The sequence below is a fragment of the Archangium gephyra genome (genome assembly GCF_049060025.1).
In the GTDB taxonomy this organism is placed as follows: Bacteria; Myxococcota; Myxococcia; order Myxococcales; family Myxococcaceae; genus Archangium; species Archangium gephyra_A.
This window is the reverse complement of sequence record NZ_JBMEQQ010000002.1, coordinates 10,903,584-10,919,978: the sequence shown is the minus strand read 5'-3', so window position 1 is coordinate 10,919,978 and position 16,395 is coordinate 10,903,584. Positions and strand designations below refer to the sequence as shown.

Below are 16,395 nucleotides of genomic sequence, written 5' to 3'. Positions count from 1 at the left end.
GAGCACCAGGCTCCCGGCCGCGCTGACGCGTCAGCCCGCGGACTGACATGTCAGCCGCCGTGTCAGCACGGCCTCCCGTTTCCACCGCCGGACCCGAAGCACGTGGCTTCGCGGGCTTACGGGCCGGGCGCGCTGGCCTGGCCCGTGCAGAAGTCACCGCGTGAGGAGCGCACGTCCTGCTTTTTGAGGACCTGGAAAACCCTGCCCCCTCCTATCTCGGAGAGGTCCGCTTCTATAGATTGCATAACGTTTTCTAAAAAACACTTTCACCCCAAACAATAATCAGACGCCGTCCTCCTCAGGAACGCCATGGAAGCCATCATCAATCAATTGAAGTCGCTGGCCCTCACGGAGGCCCTCCCCTTCATCCTCAAGGCCGTGGGCGCCTTGGTGCTGTGGTTCGTGGGCCGCACGATCATCACGGGCTTCCGGCGCGTGCTGAACCTCGGCCTGCAGAAGCGCCAGCTCGACGCCACGCTCATCCGCTACATCGAGTCGCTCTTCGCCGGCTCCCTCACCATCCTCCTGCTGCTCGCCATCCTGGGCATGATGGGGGTGGAGACCACCTCGTTCGCCGCGCTGCTGGCGGCCGCGGGCATCGCCATCGGCACGGCCTGGTCCGGCCTGCTGGCCAACTTCGCCGCGGGCGTCTTCCTGCTCGTGCTGCGCCCCTTCCGAGTGGGGGATGAGATCTCCGCGGGCGGCGCCACCGGCATCGTGCAGGAGATCGGCCTGTTCGCCACCACCATCGACACCGGCGACAACCTGCGCATCTCCGTCGGCAACAACCGGATGTTCGGCGACAACATCGTCAACTTCACCCACCACGCGCACCGCAAGGTCACCGTCAAGGTGCCGCTGCTGCACGGCGTGGACGTGCCCACGATGATGCGCGCCCTGCAGGAGCGCGTGGCGGTGGTGCCCGGGGTCCAGGAACAGCCCGCCCCCGGCGTCGAGGTGGTGGAGTTCACCCCGCTCGGGCCCGTGCTGGGCGTGGGCGCGTTCTGCAAGCCCACCCAGGCCGGGCCGACCCAGGCCGCCATCGCCCAGGCTGTCGCGGAGCTCCTCATGGCCTCCGGTTACGCCGTCCCCCAGCAGACCGCCCAGCAGCTCCTCGCCAAGGCGGGCTGAGTCTCCTGAGCACGGCCGGGGAGCACGTCCGGGCCCGAGGGACAACCCCCGGCCTGGCGGGCGGGCCCTCCACCGCCCCCGTGTGTGAAATGGACGGAATAAAGGGTGGCATCCACCCCGCATGAAGCACTTCCTCACGCGTGGGTGGGCTCCGCCCTGGCTGGTCCTGCTGGTGTCCCTTCCCGCGCTCGCGGGGCCACACCCGAGCCTCTTCTTCGGGGCCTCCCAGGTCGAGGCGCTGCGCCAGAAGGCCCAGACGACCCATCAGGCCATCTACCAGCCCCTGTTGAAGGGCGCGACGAGCTACCTGGACAGCACCGTCTCGCCCTCGGGGCTCGTTACCTGGAAGACGACGGGGAAGACGCTCCAGTTGGATCGCCGCGAGGTGGGCAACCTGCTGGTGGTGCTCGCCTTCGTGGGGCAGCTCTCCACCGACCCCCGCCACCTCGAGCTGGCCAGGAGCTGGCTGCTGACGGTCTCCTCCTGGGGGAACCTGGACCTCGACGGCACGCATGACCTCATCCAGGCGCACCTGCTCGGAGGCGTCGCGGTGGCCTACGATCTGGTGGCCCCGAAGCTCTCCGCCACCGAGGCCTCCCGCGTCCGCGCCACCCTCCAGCAGAACGCCAACGCCCTGATGCAGGCCTCCAAGGGCGGCGAGTGGTGGGCCGACGAGTACATGCAGAACCACAACTGGGTGAACCATGCCGCCCTCGGGCTCGCGGCGCTCGCCACCCGGGGAGACCTGCCGGACAGCACCACCCAGCCCTGGCTGGAGCTTCGCCACCGGCAACGCGCGCAAGGTGAAGCGGGTGTTGGACCTGGTCACCGATGGCCTCTGGCACGAGGGCTTCGGCTACGTCACATACGGGCTGAGCTGGCACCTGCCCTTCGTCAGCGCGCTCGAGCGCGTCACCGGCACGAACGTGGGCGACCTGGCCCTGGTGAAGGCGATGCCCCGCGCCCTGGCCGCCACCCAGCTCCCGGAGCGGCCCTACCAGTCCGTGCTCCTCCACGGGAACTTCTACGCCATCAGCAAGGACATGGGACTCATGCCCCTGCGCTACGCCGCGATGCGCTACCGGGATCCGGTGGCCCAGGCCGCGGCGGACACCTGGCTGCGCGGCACGACCTTCAGCAGCTACGCGCCCGAGCTCAACCAGCGCGTCTTCGAGTTCCTCTTCTACGACGCCTCCCTGCGTGCCTCGGACCCGCGCACGCTGCCGCTGGACTGGTACGGCGACAACCAGCAGGTGGCGGTGTTCCGCGGCGGATGGGACAAGGGCTCGCTCCTGTTCGCGCTCAAGAACGGCCCCTATGGCGGCATGGCCGGGTGGCAGTGGCTGAAGAGCGGCATGGAGCCTCGCGGCACCCTCAACATCAGCCACGACCACGCCGACGACAACGGCTTCTACCTGTACGGCCAGGGCTCCTGGCTGGCCCCCGAGGCCCCCGGTTACTACATCGGCCACTCGGGCTCGCCGGGGCCCGCCGCCAACCAGACCGTCTTCCACAACTCGCTGACCATCGACGGCGTGGGCCAGCTCGGCGAGGGCGTGCGCGACCGGAGCGACTCCGCCGCCTCCTATGGCTGGTACCTCGAGCGCAAGGGCGGCATCCCCTTCTTCGGCTCCAGCGAGCACTTCGGCTACACCATCGGCGACGGTGCCTCGCTCTACGCCTCCTCCTTCGGGCTGCGCCGCTGGGACCGCCATGCCCTCTTCCTCGACCGCAAGTGGGTGGTGCTGCGGGACGTGGTGCAGGCCTCGCGCCCCCACGTGTACCGGTGGTCCTGCCACTTCATGAATGGCGCGTCCCGGGAGGGCGGCTGGCTCCATGGGCGCGGCGAGAACGGGCAGGCGCTGGGCGTCGCGGTGGTGGCCCCCGAGGCCTTCGACGTCTCCTTCACCGAGCAGCGGCCCGTCCACATCCAGAAGTTCAACGCCACCGGCGCCGTCACGAACGCCGAGGTGAAGCCCACCACCGCCGCCGCCAACGTCACCTTCCTCACCGCCCTGGTGCCCACGCCGGAGTCGGCCTGGGCCTCGCGCCCGGTGGTGAAGGCGCTCGATGCCCGCACGCCCGATGCCGGATTGAAGGTGACCGAGGGCACCTCCACCGTCTACGCCCTCTTCAACGACCTTCCCGGGCAGAGCCGCGATGCGGGAGGCTTCCGGCTGACGGGCCTCGCCGGAGTCGTGCGCTACGAGGGCACCACGCCCACCCGCGCGCTGCTGGTCCAGGGCACGAGCCTCTCCGATGCCTCGCGCACGCTCATCAGCCATGCGGACGCCATCCGGGTGCTGGAAGCGGACGGGCTCGCAACCGAGACGGTACGGCTGTCCGGGAACGGCCAGGGCACGCCCCGCATCCATGCGCCCCGCGCCACCCGCGTCCTGTGGAACGGCGTGGAGGTCCCCTTCCATCGCGAGGGCGACGCCATCGTGGTGGGGAAGACCGACGCGCCGCTGCCCACCGGCGCCACGCCTCCGGCCCTCCCCGCGTCCCCCGCCCCGGCCATCCTCGAGCCCTCGTCTCCGCATGACGGCGAGCACGCGTTCCCGGAAGGCCCGGGCTCGGCGATGCCGCCCCTCGAGGAGCCCGAGGCCTCCCGCTTCCGGGTGGGCCCGTCCTGTGCCACCACGGGCGGAAGGCAGCTCCCCTTCACCTGGGGCCTGCTCGCCCTGGGCGGAGTGCTCTCCCGCTGCCGGCGTCGGCGGACACGCCCGCCCGCGCGCTGAGCCAGGGGACGGGCGAGGAGGCGCCCGGCGGGACGTCGGCTGCGCGCCTTTCACGGCCTCGCCGGGGATGTCCAGGTTGAACGGGGCAACACCACCGCTCGAAGGATGAGGAGCCCCGATGAGTGCCACCGTCAGCGACTACCTGCTCTATCGCCTCACGCAGTGGGGCGTCCGCCGCATCTACGGGTACCCGGGCGACGGCATCAACGGCATCCTCGGCGCGCTCGGGCGCAACTCGGAGCCTCCAGTTCATCCAGACGCGCCACGAGGAGATGGCGGCCTTCATGGCGTGCGCCCACGCCAAGTTCACCGGCGAGCCCGGCGTGTGCCTGGCCACCTCGGGCCCCGGGGCCATCCACCTGCTCAACGGCCTCTATGACGCGAAGCTGGACCACCAGCCCGTGGTGGCCATCGTGGGCCAGCAGAAGAGCATGGGGCTGGGCGGCCACTACCAGCAGGAGGTGGACCTGGTCTCGCTCTTCAAGGACGTGGCCTCCGAGTACGTCACCCAGGTCAGCCACCCCTCGGCCATCCGCCACGCGGTGGACCGGGCCCTGCGCATCGCCCGGGCCGAGCGCACCGTGACGTGCGTCATCATCCCCAACGACGTGCAGGAGGAGCCCTACCAGTCTCCCCCGCACAAGCACGGCTCCATCCACTCCAGCGTGGGCTACTGCGAGCCGCGGGTGATTCCCCAGGAGAAGGATCTCCGGCGCGCGGCGGACGTGCTCAACGCGGGCAAGAAGGTGGCGATGCTGGTGGGCGCGGGGGCGCTGGGGGCCGCGGAGGAGATCATCGAGGTGGCGGACCTGCTGGGCACGGGCGTGGCCAAGGCGCTGCTGGGCAAGGCGGTGCTGCCCGATGACCTGCCCTTCGTCACCGGCGCCATCGGCCTGCTGGGCACCCGGCCGAGCTGGGACATGATGATGGGCTGCGACACGCTCCTCATGGTGGGCACCAGCTTCCCCTACTCGGAGTTCCTCCCCCCGGATGGGCAGGCGCGCGGCGTGCAGATTGACCTGGACGGCCGCATGCTCGCCATCCGCTACCCCATGGAGGTGCCCCTCACGGGGGACTCCAAGGAGACGCTCCGGGCGCTGATTCCCCTGCTCAAGCGCAAGGAGGACCGGAGCTGGCGCGAGTCCCTGGAGAAAGGCATCCGCCAGTGGTGGAAGGCGATGGAAGGACAGGCGATGACGGCCGCGGACCCCATCAACCCGCAGCGTGTCTTCTGGGAGCTGTCTCCGAAGCTGCCCGACGAGGTCATCCTCACCGCGGACTCGGGCTCGGCGACGAACTGGTATGCGCGCGACCTCAAGGTGCGCAAGGGGATGATGGCGTCACTGTCGGGCAACCTGGCCACCATGGGCTGCGGCGTGCCGTATGCGATTGGCGCCAAGTTCGCGTTCCCGCACCGGCCCGTCATCGCCATGGTGGGCGACGGCGCCATGCAGATGAATGGCAACGCGGAAGCTCATCACCGTGGCCAAGTACTGGAAGGAGTGGACGGACCCGCGCTTCATCGTGCTGGTGCTCAACAACCGCGACCTCAACCAGGTGACGTGGGAGCAGCGCGTGCTGGCGGGCGATCCGAAGCTCCCGGCCACGCAGGACCTGCCCGACTTCCCCTATGCGCGGTACGCGGATTCACTGGGGCTCAAGGGCATCCGGGTGGACCGGCCCGAGCAGCTCGCCCGCGCGTGGGATGAGGCCCTGAGCGCGAACAAGCCCGTCGTCCTGGAGGCATACGTGGATCCGAACGTGCCGCCCCTTCCCCCGCATATCTCCCTCGAGCAGGCGAAGCACTTCGCCCAGTCCATGCTCAAGCGGGACGTGGACACCGGCGGCATCCTCAAGCAATCCATCAAGGGCATGATGGAGCAGCTCAAGCCCCGGAAGGATTAGCCTTGGGAATCACGATAGCCGAGAATGCAGTCACAGCCCAGCTGCCCCGCCAGCCCCTCCGGATTCCCGGAAGCTGGGCTGTCGATCACAACGAACTGAGGCAGTTGGAGCCCTCCCTGCTGGGCGCGGAGGATCCACTCTGGTGCTTTTTCACGGAGGATCTCCTCCAACTGCGTGAGCTCCACCGTGGACTCCTGCTGGACGTGGGGTGGTATCCAGACAGCAGACCTGAAGGAGGTTTCCGAGCGGTCTTGCTCCGGAACCAGGACTGGGCTCACCCACTCCGCACCTACGAGACGCGTACGTTGTCGGAATTGGTTCAGCAGGTCGAGGAGTGGCTGCTGAGGCGTGGCGACTGAGCGCCGGGAAGGTGTCAATCCAGCGCACGACCTTCTCCCCAACGGGTTCGAATCCGTCGGGGACAACCTGGGAAGCCTGGCAATCTCACACGCCTGCTCAGGCGGCACTCCCCTCAGGGGCGAGGCGGAGGGCTTGGGCCTGTACTCGCACTTCCGGTCACATCCAGGGGCTGTCCACTCCCTCCTGGATGGAGGAGTGCACCGATGGATGCCGCTGGCCCAGCTTCCGCCCAAGAGCCGTGCCCCCGCGTCCCGGAGTTCAGCAAGGGGGTGCTCCGGGCGAAAGTCGAGAGCCTGGAGTCCTCCCTGCGCTTCCTGCGAGCTCGACTGCGGGAAGTTCCGGAGGGAGTCCCGAGCGTCGATCAACTCCTCGCGCGTCTGGCACAAGCGAAGGCTTGCATCACTCAGGAAGGCAGGACACTGCGCCGCTCGAGGGACAACGCCCTGTTCTGGATGCATGTCCACGAGGTCGCCGCGGACATGCTGCTCCTCCTGCCCGTGGACATGCTCGCCGCCGAGGCCCTGTCGGTGGAGTCGCACTTCCGGCGCAACATCCACGAGCCCGTCGCGCGTGCGACCTGGCTGGGGGCGGACGAGCGGTCGGGCCCGCTCTGCCAGGCCGTCCTGCACGTCACCCGGCACGCCCAGCGAGATGACCTGAAGCCCGACAAGAAGCTGGAGCACGCCCGCGGCATCCTGCGGGGGGCGCTCCGCATGGTGAACAAGCAGGCGGACAGGTACTTACGGCAGCTCTCCTTGAACATGCTGCTTCGGAGCCTGAGCGGTGGCCTGCTCCTGTTGTCGTTTGGCTTGACGTACGTCTTCTCGCTGCCCAAGGCACTCATCGACTTCCTCCAGGAGAAGGAGCTGGTGTTCCCGGGGGTAGCCATCCTGGCCCTGGCCCTGCTCGGCGCGGGAGGAGCCATCGTGGCCAACATGCTCTCGGAACACCCGGTGCTCGACTTGAACGGTGCCAGGTGGCGGCAATTCGCCTACCAGCTCTTCATCAAGCCCTCCATCGGAGGCTTCGCCGCGTTCCTGTTCTACCTGCTGGCACAGTCGCAGATCCTCTTCCTGATGGAGTCCCCGGACTCCCCTTCGGCTCCTCCGTCCTCTTCGGCCCTCATGGCCCGAGTGGGGTCCGAAGCGAACACCGCGGCGCCCGTGGCCACCCCGGAGATACAGCCCCCCGTGCGCATCACGCTGGGCAGCGAGAAAGCCCTGGTCTGCGCCTACGTCCTCCTCTTCATCGCGGTGGGCTTCTCCGCCGAGAAATTCCTGGGACCCACCATGGACAAGGTGCTGAACAAGCTGTTCTACACGGCGGAGAAGAACGCGCGCTCGCCGGGCACGGACACGGGCACGGCGCCTCTGCCCGGTGCGCTCGGGCAGCGCCCCGGAGCGTTTCCCGAGGAGAACCGCGACGAGTGAGCCGCGACGAAGCCATGGTCCTGCCCGTGCAATGAAGACGCTGCAGCTCCAGGGCCCGGCAGGCCCGAGCCTCCTGGCATGGGGGTTGCTACCAGGTGAGGGAAGCCAGCCTGAGCGCCGGGCGGGTGTCGGCGCTCGAGCCGAAGCGGCGGCGCGGCTCGCTGCGCCAGCCTCGAGCCACCCTCTGGCTGGCCTGGCGGCGCGCGGCGGCTCCGACCGCACGACTCCTCGCGGTGCGTGACTGGCTGCTGGGAGCAGCCCGGCGTGAACCGCATCGCGCAGCTCAGCGGGTGCCGCTGGCGGGCACCCGGGTCCAGCGCCGCTTGCGCCACTCGAAGGGCGGAATCGCGATGCGCTCGTCGAGGGAACCATTCCATTCCGTCTTCACCCCATGGCGCGCGAGCGTCTCGCAGATGTCTCGCGAGACGGCGAGGCTCGCCGCCTCACGCTTGCTCTCGTCTGGTCGAAGTCGTCCTCGTCATAGTCGTCGCTCATATGCGGGCGACTCTATTCGGCCTCAGTTCCCCGGGCCGCCTCCCTCCTGCTCCACCTTCTTGAGAGAAAGACGCATACGCGACGCAACCCGGGTACGCGTCCGCCGATAATTCCCTCGAGGACCCAGAGGCTCCGGCGGAAGTACCCGGGGTGCGTGGTGGGCAATACCCACCGGACGAGGACTGTCATGAGCGCGAATCGCATCGTGGTGGAGCTCCTTCCTCGCAGCGGACCCAGCCTCGTGTGCAGCCGCGGGCCGAGACCGCCGCGCCAACGAACACCCCTCGGCCATCACCCGGCAGCAACGGGTAGAGGTGGGGCCGCTCCCTCTCCCGGAGCCGCCCACCCCCTGAGAGGGCCCCCGTACCGGGGCCAGCGCCGAAGTTCGCTTACAGCGGTCTCCTCCAATTCTTGGGAAACCCGATAATGGCTAGCTCCCTTGCACGAGTCGTCCAGGGCTTACTGCTCACTACCGCATGCGCGTGCAGCACGAGCTCGGACAATGAAAGCGATAGTGAGCTGTACGATCCACAGGAGGAATGGCAGGCGTTCAGGGCCAGCATGTACCGCGAGCCCTTCGAGCACGGCGTATTCATCGTCGAGGGGGACATCCCCATTTCTGACGAAGCTGAGCTTCCGGCGTTACTTCGATACCTACGTATCCCGAACTGCCCAACCACTCACCGTACTGACTGCCTTGGGTGCGGACGTTGTCTGGACAAGCACTGGCAAGTTCGACCTCACCTACTGCATCAGCAACGGGTTTGGGCTCCGCAAGACGGACGTCATCAACGGCATGGAGACTGCGGCCCGCTCGTGGAGCGACCGGGTGGGGATACGCTTCCGTTACGTGCCCGATCAGGATTCTGACTGCACCGCACTGAACACGAATGTCACCTTCGACGTGAACCCAGTGACAGCATCGTATTTCGCGCGGGCCTTCTTCCCCAATGATGAGCGGACACATCGGAACCTGCTCATCACCGACGCCGCCTTCACCAGCACGGTGGGTGGACGGGACTTTCAGGGTATTCTCCGCCACGAGTTGGGTCATGCGCTCGGCTTTCGCCACGAGCATATCTGGAGTGCAACGTGTGCCGGCGAGTCAACGAGCGATGCAAGGCAACTCACGGAGTATGATGTAAACTCCGTCATGCACTATCCGCAGTGCCGCCCCGTGGCCGCGGGAGGGTATCGTCAGACGGAAACGGATTACCAGGGGGCAGTGTCCCTCTACGGACTGGCGCCCGCGCTCATCATGTCGAGCATTTCAATTCTCTAGGGATGATCGCTCCGTGAGTTGCCATGAGTCCCCAGCTTTAGAGGAGAACATAAGATGAAGAAGCTCGCTTTGCTCAGTGGCCTGATGGCTCTACTCCCTGTCAGCACCGCCTATGCGGCTACGTGGAGCAGCGAAGTAAAACTCGCAAGCATAGAGGCGTCAGATACTGGCACGGGTGGTGGTGTCTCGCTCACGTTCACCACTGCTCCATTCGCCAGTCACACATGCCCGATCAGAAGCGGCCAGTATCGACTGGGTGGAACTGCAGACAGCATCAGGCAAATGAGTTCGCTTGCTGTTTCAGCGATGCTTGCCTCTCGCCCCGTCCGCGTACTTTGGAGCGATGGTTGCGACGGTGGCGGCTACCCCAAGCTTATCGGGGTCGAACTCCGATAAGCGTAGGTCGTATGGGACACATGAGGGTAACTGGTGCCGCCTTTTGAGAGGCGGCCCATCGTCTCTTTGCCCCACACTCGGACTCAGGAGGCTCCCATGTCGCCCTCGCGTCTCTCGGGGATGGTACTCGTCGCGCTGGTGTTTGGCTGTCACTCTGGAGCGCCAGGGAAGACGGAGACTCGAGCTGGAGGCGTGCCCGATTCGGGCACTCCGGCGGACACGCGCAACTCCGCTGCCAGGATATGGGACGAGGAGGGGCAACCGCTGCCGCTCCGCGATGCGGAAGCCCGGTCCAAGCCTCGCGGACCGGATGCCCCTTGCTGGGCCCCTGAAGAGCCGGGTTGTAATCCCTGCTGCGTGATCGCTCCCAATGGCTCCTGCACCGCCAGGAGCTGGGAGCCCGGCCCCGAGCTCCCACCGATGTCGCATGTGCAGCCCTGGTACAACGTCAGTGCGAGAGGCTGCCCGGCTCGCTGCCGTCCCTGTGCGCGGTGCACACGGCGCGACGAATGGGAATTCCGGCAGCTCCGTACGCGGACCGAGTGCGACTGCACCCAACCTCCGGGCATCGACCCCTGCATCAGTCCCAACTCCTGTGAGTGCTACTGCAAGGGGATGAACCACCTCGCTGAAATCTGCCCCGAGCTCATTGAGCACAGGAAGAGGGAGGAGCGGAAACAGTGATGGCCTCCATTTGATGACCCGACGGCTCCTGGACTCGGGAGCGCTCACAGCACCAGGACTGTGCGCCGGGCCGGTGGAGAAGCAGTGCAGCCCTCTTCAGGCACACGCACGGATAGGGTGTCAGCGCACGCCCAGCATGACGGAGCGGGACTCCTCGAAGCGTTCGGCGAGGAATCCCATCAACGCGCGCACCCGTGGCACCTTTCGGGCCTCGCGCGAGGCCACGAGCCACACGTCCTCCAGGGGCAGCTCCACCTCCGGGAGCACGGGCCGCAGCTCGGGGTAGAAACTGGCCAGCGCGCACGGCAGCGCCGCCACGCCCTGGTGGGCCGCCACCGCGCCCGCGACGGCCATGGCCGCGTTGCTGCGAAAGACGAAGCGCCCCGTCCCCCACTCCTCCAGCGCGCGGAACTGCGGCATCCGCGAGAGCACCGCGTCGAAGCCCACCAACGCATGGCCCCTCAGGTCCTCCGCCGAGCGCAGGGGCGCGGCGCGCTCCAGGTAGCGGGCGCTGGCGTAGAGCCTCCAGGCGAGTTGCCCCACCTTGCGCGCCACCAGCGAGTCCCCCTTGGGACGCACCGTGCGCACGCCCAGATCCGCCTCCTGGCGCGCCAGGTCCAGCACCCGCGCATCGGAGGACAGCTCCACGCGCACTCCCGGGTGCTGTTCCCGGAAGCGCGCCAGCCAGGGATTGAGGAACGCGACGAAGCCATCCCCCACCGTCACGCGCACCGGCCCCTCAAGCACCCCCTCCTCGCGCTTCAGCCCGCGCTCGGCGCTGTGGAGCTGGGATTCGATGGCCGCGGCCGTGCGCACCAGCGCGCGGCCCTCGGGCGTCAACCGGACTCCCTCGGGAACGCGGGCGAGCAGCCGCGTGCCCAGGCGCCGCTCCAGCGCCGTCATCCTCCGGCCCACCGTGGACGTGACGACGCCCAGCGCGCGCGCCGCCGCGGACAGGGAGCCGGAGCGCTCCACGGTGAGGAGGTAACGGAGGTCATCCCAGTTCATTCGAGGCCCCTTGCATGGATGCAACACCAGTTTGCCCGGGTGGCGACTGGCGCAACAGGGGGTGCATAACCCGGGGCATCAACGCGGACGGCCCCACCGGGCCCCCGCCTGCACGGAGGCACCTCTCATGAAGACCGCATTCGTCACCGGCTCCACCGGCCTGCTCGGCAACAACCTCGTCCGCCTGCTCGCGGCTCGCGGCGTGCGGGTGAAGGCCCTGGTCCGCTCGCCCGAGAGGGCCCGGAAGCTGCTGGCCGGCGTACCGGCGGAGCTCGTCCAGGGCGACCTGGAGAACGTGGCGTCCTTCGCTCCCGCCCTGAGGGACGCGGACGTGCTCTTCCACACCGCCGCCTATTTCCGGGACAGCTACAAGGGCGGCAGTCATGCCGCCGGGCTGATGCGCATCAACGTGGAGGGCACGCGCGAGCTGCTGGAGGCGGCGTACCAGCAGGGCGTGCGGCGGGTGGTCCACACCAGCTCCATCGCCGTGCTGGCGCCCCGCCCGGGCCAGCCGCTCACCGATGAGACGATGCGGCGTGACGCGGAGCGCGAGCAAGACGCCTATTACCGCTCGAAGATCCTCGCGGACCGCGAGGTGGACGCCGCCCTGGAGCGCCACCCGGACCTGCATGCCTCACTGGTGCTGCCGGGCTTCATGAATGGGCCGGGCGACGCGGGCCCCACGACGGCGGGACAGCTCGTCCTGGACTTCCTGCATGGCCGGCTGCCCGGCATCCTCGACACGCGCTTCGCCTACGTGGACGCCCGGGACGTGGCCGCCGCGCTGGTGGCCGCCGCCGACAAGGGCCTGCGCGGCGAGCGCTACCTGGCCGCGGGGAGGGACCTGCACGTGAGCGAGGCCCTCGCGGTGCTCTCGTCGGTGACGGGCCTGGCGGCGCCGGGCCGGCGGGTACCGGACGCGCTGCTGGGAACGCTGGCGCTGCTGAACGAGGCCTGGGCCCGGCTCTCCGGGCGCCCCGTGCTGGTGAGCTGGCAGGGCTTCCGCACGCTGCGCCGCGAGCGCACGAACACCGCCTTCGACTCGTCCAAGGCCGAGCGGGCGCTGGGCCTCCGCTTCCGGCCGCTCGAGGAGACCTTCCGGGATGCCGTGGAGTGGTTCGTCACGCACGGGTACGTGGACCGGGCGCGCCTGCCACGGACCGCGGGTTCCCTGGCCGCCCCGGCCATGCCGCGGTAGGGACAGCCGGCGGCTCACGCGCGACCCGCTCAAGGGGGAGGCGAGTCGAGGAAGATCGTCCCCACGTCCGTGTCCACCTCCTCGCGGACCGCCACGGAGTGCCGCACACTGGGGAGGACGCCTTCGTGGGCGTTCTCCGTATCGGTCAGCTGTAGTTGGAGCGTGCCCGTACACCAGCTCGAGCAGCTCACCACCCAGAGCGCGTTAGCGGCCCGCCTTCAGTCCCTCCAGCGAGAAGGATCCATCCTCCCCGGAGGTGGCCCGGGCGAGCTCATGTGCCTTCCACGGGGAGCGGTGCGCCAGCGGGGGAAGCATAGCGTGGCGCGACTGGAGACCCATGGTGGCCGTGTTCGTTACTGCGCCTCGAAGAAGTGCTTCAGGCTCCGCCGCGTGGCCGGAGAAGCCGGAGCCTCGAGCATCTTCTCGAGGCAGGCCCGGACGACGGGATCCTGACGGCCCGTGGCCTTGAAGTACTCGATGTACCTGTCGCGCATGTCCTCGTCATCGCCCAGGCGCATCAGGACTGTATCGCGCAGGCGCAGGTCTCCTGCGTCGGCGAAAGCATCCAGGATGGTGTTCTCCACCGACAAGAGCCGGTTCAGGCGCATGACGCCAGCCTCGAACGACTCCTGCTCGCCCGGAGGGGCCGTGGAAGAGAGGCGGCGACTCCGCTCCTTCAACTCCGGTGAGAGTACGTCCCGCTTCTGCTGCAATTCCTTCAACCGCGCCACCAGCATGTTCCGCCCCTCATCGCCACCCAGGAGGACAAGGTACTTGACCGCATTCAGGATGCCGCGCAATTGCTCCTTGTCCGTGGCAGCCTCAGTGCGCTGCATGGTGATCTGCGCCTCCAAGGCGGGGAGATAGGGCCTGGGATTCCGTTTCATCTCCTCCCAGGTATCGCGCAACTCCTTGCTCGCCATCTCGGAAACGCCATGGCGTGAATGGATGAGCCGCTCGACGGCCTCCTCGGGACTGCGGGAGTCAGCTCTCGAGAATGGAGCCACGAGCACCAGACTCACGATGACCATGACATGATTTCGCATGGCTTGGATTCCTCTCAGTGTCCGCCCTGGATGCGATGAGGGCGATGTTGCGGGGGGAGAGGCGCGGTTCGAAGACCTGCAGGAGCTCGACCTGAAAGCCCATCTCTTCGAGCAGTAGCGCGCGATCGAGCAGAATCACGACCTCCAGCGCCCTCGCGAAGCGATCCCTCAGCAGATGACAGTGGAAGATGCGCCTCGTCTCGGGGCGAACGGACACTTCAAAGGAATTCAGCCCGGCTTCCGTCATGCCGGCATCGAGTCGCAGGCGCTCCAGGCGATCACGCGCATAGCCAGCGAAACTCCCGGCATAGAGCGTCTTGGGTGCATCCCCCGCCGGCACGAAGCCGAGAGCGGGAAACTTCCGCCTCAGCAGGAGATCGAGCGCGAACCGCTGCTCGTTGACGCGTTTCATCAGCGCGAACTCAGCCTCGGTCTTGTGGTGCCGTCCACGCGTCGCCAGGAACAGGGCCCGCCGGGTGATGGGAGGCGCATGGGCCTTCCCGAAGCGGGAGACCGGGTAGTCCCGTGCGGCATCCATCTGGTCGTAGCAGCAGCCAAAGTTCAGGAGGAGCCCGGCCTTCTGGCTCTTGCGAATCTGCGTCAGCGCGAGCGGCCCGCAGGTGTGTAGACCCATCGAGACCCGGTCCTGACCGGAAAAGAGCGGATCAATCCCGCTCTGCGGCGTGTCTTCGACGGAGGCGTGGATGAAACACAGCTTTTCTCGCGGCAGGCTCCGGGCCCTTCGCAGCCAGTCCCGGCCCTTCTCCTGCAACGCCGCATCACGATCGATGCTGTGGAAGGTCCAATCGAAAGTCCTGACACAGAGACGAGCGAGATGTCCCATGCCGCCACCGATGTCGACCGCCTGGCGAATCGCCGTCGTTCTCGGCCCGAGCAGGGAGAGGACCCGCTCGATCTCATGGACTTTCTTGGCATTGAGTCCCTGCGCATCCGCGGTCGTCAGGCGTTGAACGCCTTCATGCCAGGGCAGCGCTGTCAGTTCACGAAGCCCGAGCACGAGCGAATGCAGCGACCGGGGAGGCTCACCTGGAAGCTCCCCAGCATCCAGCATCCGTTCGCCCTCTTCGTCGAGTGATTCAGCGTAGAGCAGCCAGGATTCGGGATAAGCGGCTCCGGATTCCGGCCAATTCTGGAGGATGGAACGTGACCAGAGCTCGGACCACGGCCCGAGCAGACAGGTGAGCGCTTTCAGCCGATCTTGAAGGTTCATCCCATTCCACCTCCCTCACCGCGGCGCTCCATGGCGTCGAGCTTCATTGGCAGCCGTACATCCATGAGGACGCCATGTCACACCCGGCCCGGGTATCTCGTCCTGGGGCGGGCAGGCGATTCTGCCCGGAATGGAGCCGCACATGAACCCGAGGTTGAATCCCTTCACGACCGAGCCGGAACTGATGAAGGCCATGATCACCCTGAGCGAGAAGGTCGAGAGCAGTGGGCTCGAGAAGAGCCTCCTGGAGCTGGTGAAGATCCGCGCCTCCCAGCTCAACGGGTGCGCCTTCTGCATCCACATGCACACCCGTGACGCCCGCGCCCACGGAGAGACCGAGGAGCGCATCTACCTGTTGGCGGCCTGGCGCGAGTCGCCCCTCTACACGGACCGCGAGCGGGCGGCCCTGGGCTGGACCGAGGCCCTGACGCTCGTCTCCCAGACCCACGCGCCGGACGCGGACTACGAGGCGCTTCGGGCGCACTTCTCCCAGGAGGAGGTGGTGAAGCTGACCCTGGCGATATCCACCATCAACGCCTGGAATCGGATCGCCATCGGCTTCCGGAGCATTCATCCGGTAGCCTCACGCAGTGATGCCGCCTGAAGACACCCCCACGAGTACCTTCGAGCCGTTCCGCCCGCGCCTGCTCCGCATCGCCTACCGGATGCTGGGAAGTGGCGCGGAGGCGGAGGACGTGGTGCAGGAAGCCTGGCTGCGCTGGCACCAGACGGACCGGGCCTCGGTCCGGGACACGGGCGCCGTGCTCGTGCGCACGGTGACGCGCCTGTGCCTGGACGTCCTCAAGTCCGCCCGCGTCCGGCGCGAGCAGTACACGGGCACGTGGCTGCCCGAGCCCATCGTCGAGCCCATGGAGGGTGATGACTTGACGCTGACCCTGATGATGGCCCTGGAGCGCTTGTCACCCCTGGAGCGGGCCGCGTTCCTGCTCCACGACGTGTTCGGCATGGACTTCGACGAGGTGGGCCGGGCCATCGACCGCGAGCCCGCCGCCTGCCGGCAGCTCGCCAGCCGGGCACGCAGCCACGTGCGCGAGGCCCGGCCCCGCTTTCCCGTGACGGAAGAGCAGGGCCGCGAGCTGGCCTCCGCGTTCTTCACCGCGACCCGGAGCGGAGACCTGGGGGCGCTCCAGGCGCTGCTCGCCCAGGACGTGGTCCTGTACTCCGACGGCGGTGGCAAGGCGAAGGCAGCCCTCCATCCCATCTACGGACGGGAAAAGAACCTGCGCTTCGTCGCGGGGCTGCTGCAGCGCACGGGCCCCCATGCCTCCCGCCTCGTGTACGAGGGGAAGATCGACGGGCTGCCCGGGTTCGTGACCGTCGAGGCCGATGGGGTGTGGCAGACCACGGCCCTCGCCATCGAGGAGGGCCGGATCGTCACCATCTACGTCACGCGCAACCCCGACAAGCTGCGCGCCATCCTCAGGACCTTGCGTGAGGACACGCCGCGGCCCCTTCCCCGGTAGCAGC

11 protein-coding genes and 2 pseudogenes are annotated in these 16,395 nt (G+C 67.8%); 8 read left to right on the top strand and 5 right to left on the bottom strand.

The genetic code is table 11. The features are described 5' to 3' along the window. Window positions 1-309: 309 nt before the first annotated feature. A complete protein-coding gene (locus ACN28I_RS47770) occupies window positions 310-1,131 on the top strand; it encodes a mechanosensitive ion channel family protein (protein ID WP_420948509.1) in 822 nt (273 codons plus the stop codon). Window positions 1,132-1,434: 303 nt separating this feature from the next. On the opposite strand, the gene ACN28I_RS47765 is transcribed toward ACN28I_RS47770, so the two are convergent. After that, complete coding sequence (locus ACN28I_RS47765; protein WP_420948508.1) at window positions 1,435-1,641, bottom strand: hypothetical protein; 207 nt, start codon at window positions 1,639-1,641, stop codon at window positions 1,435-1,437. 194 nt (window positions 1,642-1,835) lie between these two features. Here ACN28I_RS47765 and ACN28I_RS47760 point away from each other — a divergent pair, with 194 nt between their 5' ends. From ACN28I_RS47760 to ACN28I_RS47750, 3 genes and pseudogenes are all read left to right on the top strand, one after another. After that, on the top strand, window positions 1,836-3,872 hold the full coding sequence (locus ACN28I_RS47760) for a heparinase II/III domain-containing protein (RefSeq protein WP_420948507.1): 2,037 nt from the start codon (window positions 1,836-1,838) through the stop codon (window positions 3,870-3,872). Window positions 3,873-3,990: 118 nt separating this feature from the next. Then, a pseudogene (locus ACN28I_RS47755) lies at window positions 3,991-5,777 on the top strand (thiamine pyrophosphate-requiring protein). A gap of 839 nt (window positions 5,778-6,616) precedes the next feature. Then, a complete protein-coding gene (locus ACN28I_RS47750; RefSeq protein ID WP_420948506.1) occupies window positions 6,617-7,567 on the top strand; it encodes a hypothetical protein in 951 nt (316 codons plus the stop codon). 283 nt (window positions 7,568-7,850) lie between these two features. Here the strand turns inward: ACN28I_RS47750 and ACN28I_RS47745 are convergent. Continuing rightward, window positions 7,851-8,003: pseudogene (locus ACN28I_RS47745) on the bottom strand (DUF6891 domain-containing protein); the annotation flags it as partial. Between the two features lie 756 nt (window positions 8,004-8,759). Here ACN28I_RS47745 and ACN28I_RS47740 point away from each other — a divergent pair. Continuing rightward, window positions 8,760-9,344: a M57 family metalloprotease gene (locus ACN28I_RS47740; RefSeq protein ID WP_420948505.1), complete on the top strand. Its 585-nt coding sequence runs from the start codon at window positions 8,760-8,762 to the stop codon at window positions 9,342-9,344. A gap of 1,200 nt (window positions 9,345-10,544) precedes the next feature. Here ACN28I_RS47740 and ACN28I_RS47735 read toward each other — a convergent pair. Beyond that, window positions 10,545-11,432, bottom strand: coding sequence for a LysR family transcriptional regulator (locus tag ACN28I_RS47735; RefSeq protein WP_420948504.1), 888 nt, complete (start codon window positions 11,430-11,432; stop codon window positions 10,545-10,547). Window positions 11,433-11,559: 127 nt separating this feature from the next. Between ACN28I_RS47735 and ACN28I_RS47730 the strand changes: the two genes are divergently transcribed. Beyond that, window positions 11,560-12,630 (top strand): SDR family oxidoreductase, encoded by a 1,071-nt coding sequence (locus ACN28I_RS47730; RefSeq protein ID WP_420948503.1) that lies wholly within the window; start codon window positions 11,560-11,562, stop codon window positions 12,628-12,630. A gap of 353 nt (window positions 12,631-12,983) precedes the next feature. Here the strand turns inward: ACN28I_RS47730 and ACN28I_RS47725 are convergent, their stop codons facing one another. Further along, the gene (locus ACN28I_RS47725; RefSeq protein WP_420948502.1) at window positions 12,984-13,466 is read right to left on the bottom strand and encodes a hypothetical protein; all 483 of its coding nucleotides are present in this window, start codon (window positions 13,464-13,466) and stop codon (window positions 12,984-12,986) included. A gap of 148 nt (window positions 13,467-13,614) precedes the next feature. Then, window positions 13,615-14,907 carry a methyltransferase gene (locus ACN28I_RS47720; protein ID WP_420948501.1) on the bottom strand — a complete coding sequence of 431 codons (1,293 nt, stop codon included), beginning with the start codon at window positions 14,905-14,907 and terminating at the stop codon, window positions 13,615-13,617. A 142-nt stretch (window positions 14,908-15,049) separates the two neighbouring features. On the opposite strand from ACN28I_RS47720, the gene ACN28I_RS47715 reads away from it, so the two are divergent. After that, on the top strand, window positions 15,050-15,511 hold the full coding sequence (locus tag ACN28I_RS47715; RefSeq protein ID WP_420948500.1) for a carboxymuconolactone decarboxylase family protein: 462 nt from the start codon (window positions 15,050-15,052) through the stop codon (window positions 15,509-15,511). After that, window positions 15,501-16,391: a sigma-70 family RNA polymerase sigma factor gene (locus ACN28I_RS47710; protein WP_420948499.1), complete on the top strand. Its 891-nt coding sequence runs from the start codon at window positions 15,501-15,503 to the stop codon at window positions 16,389-16,391. Before ACN28I_RS47715 ends, ACN28I_RS47710 begins: the two co-directional genes overlap by 11 nt. Window positions 16,392-16,395: the final 4 nt, after the last annotated feature.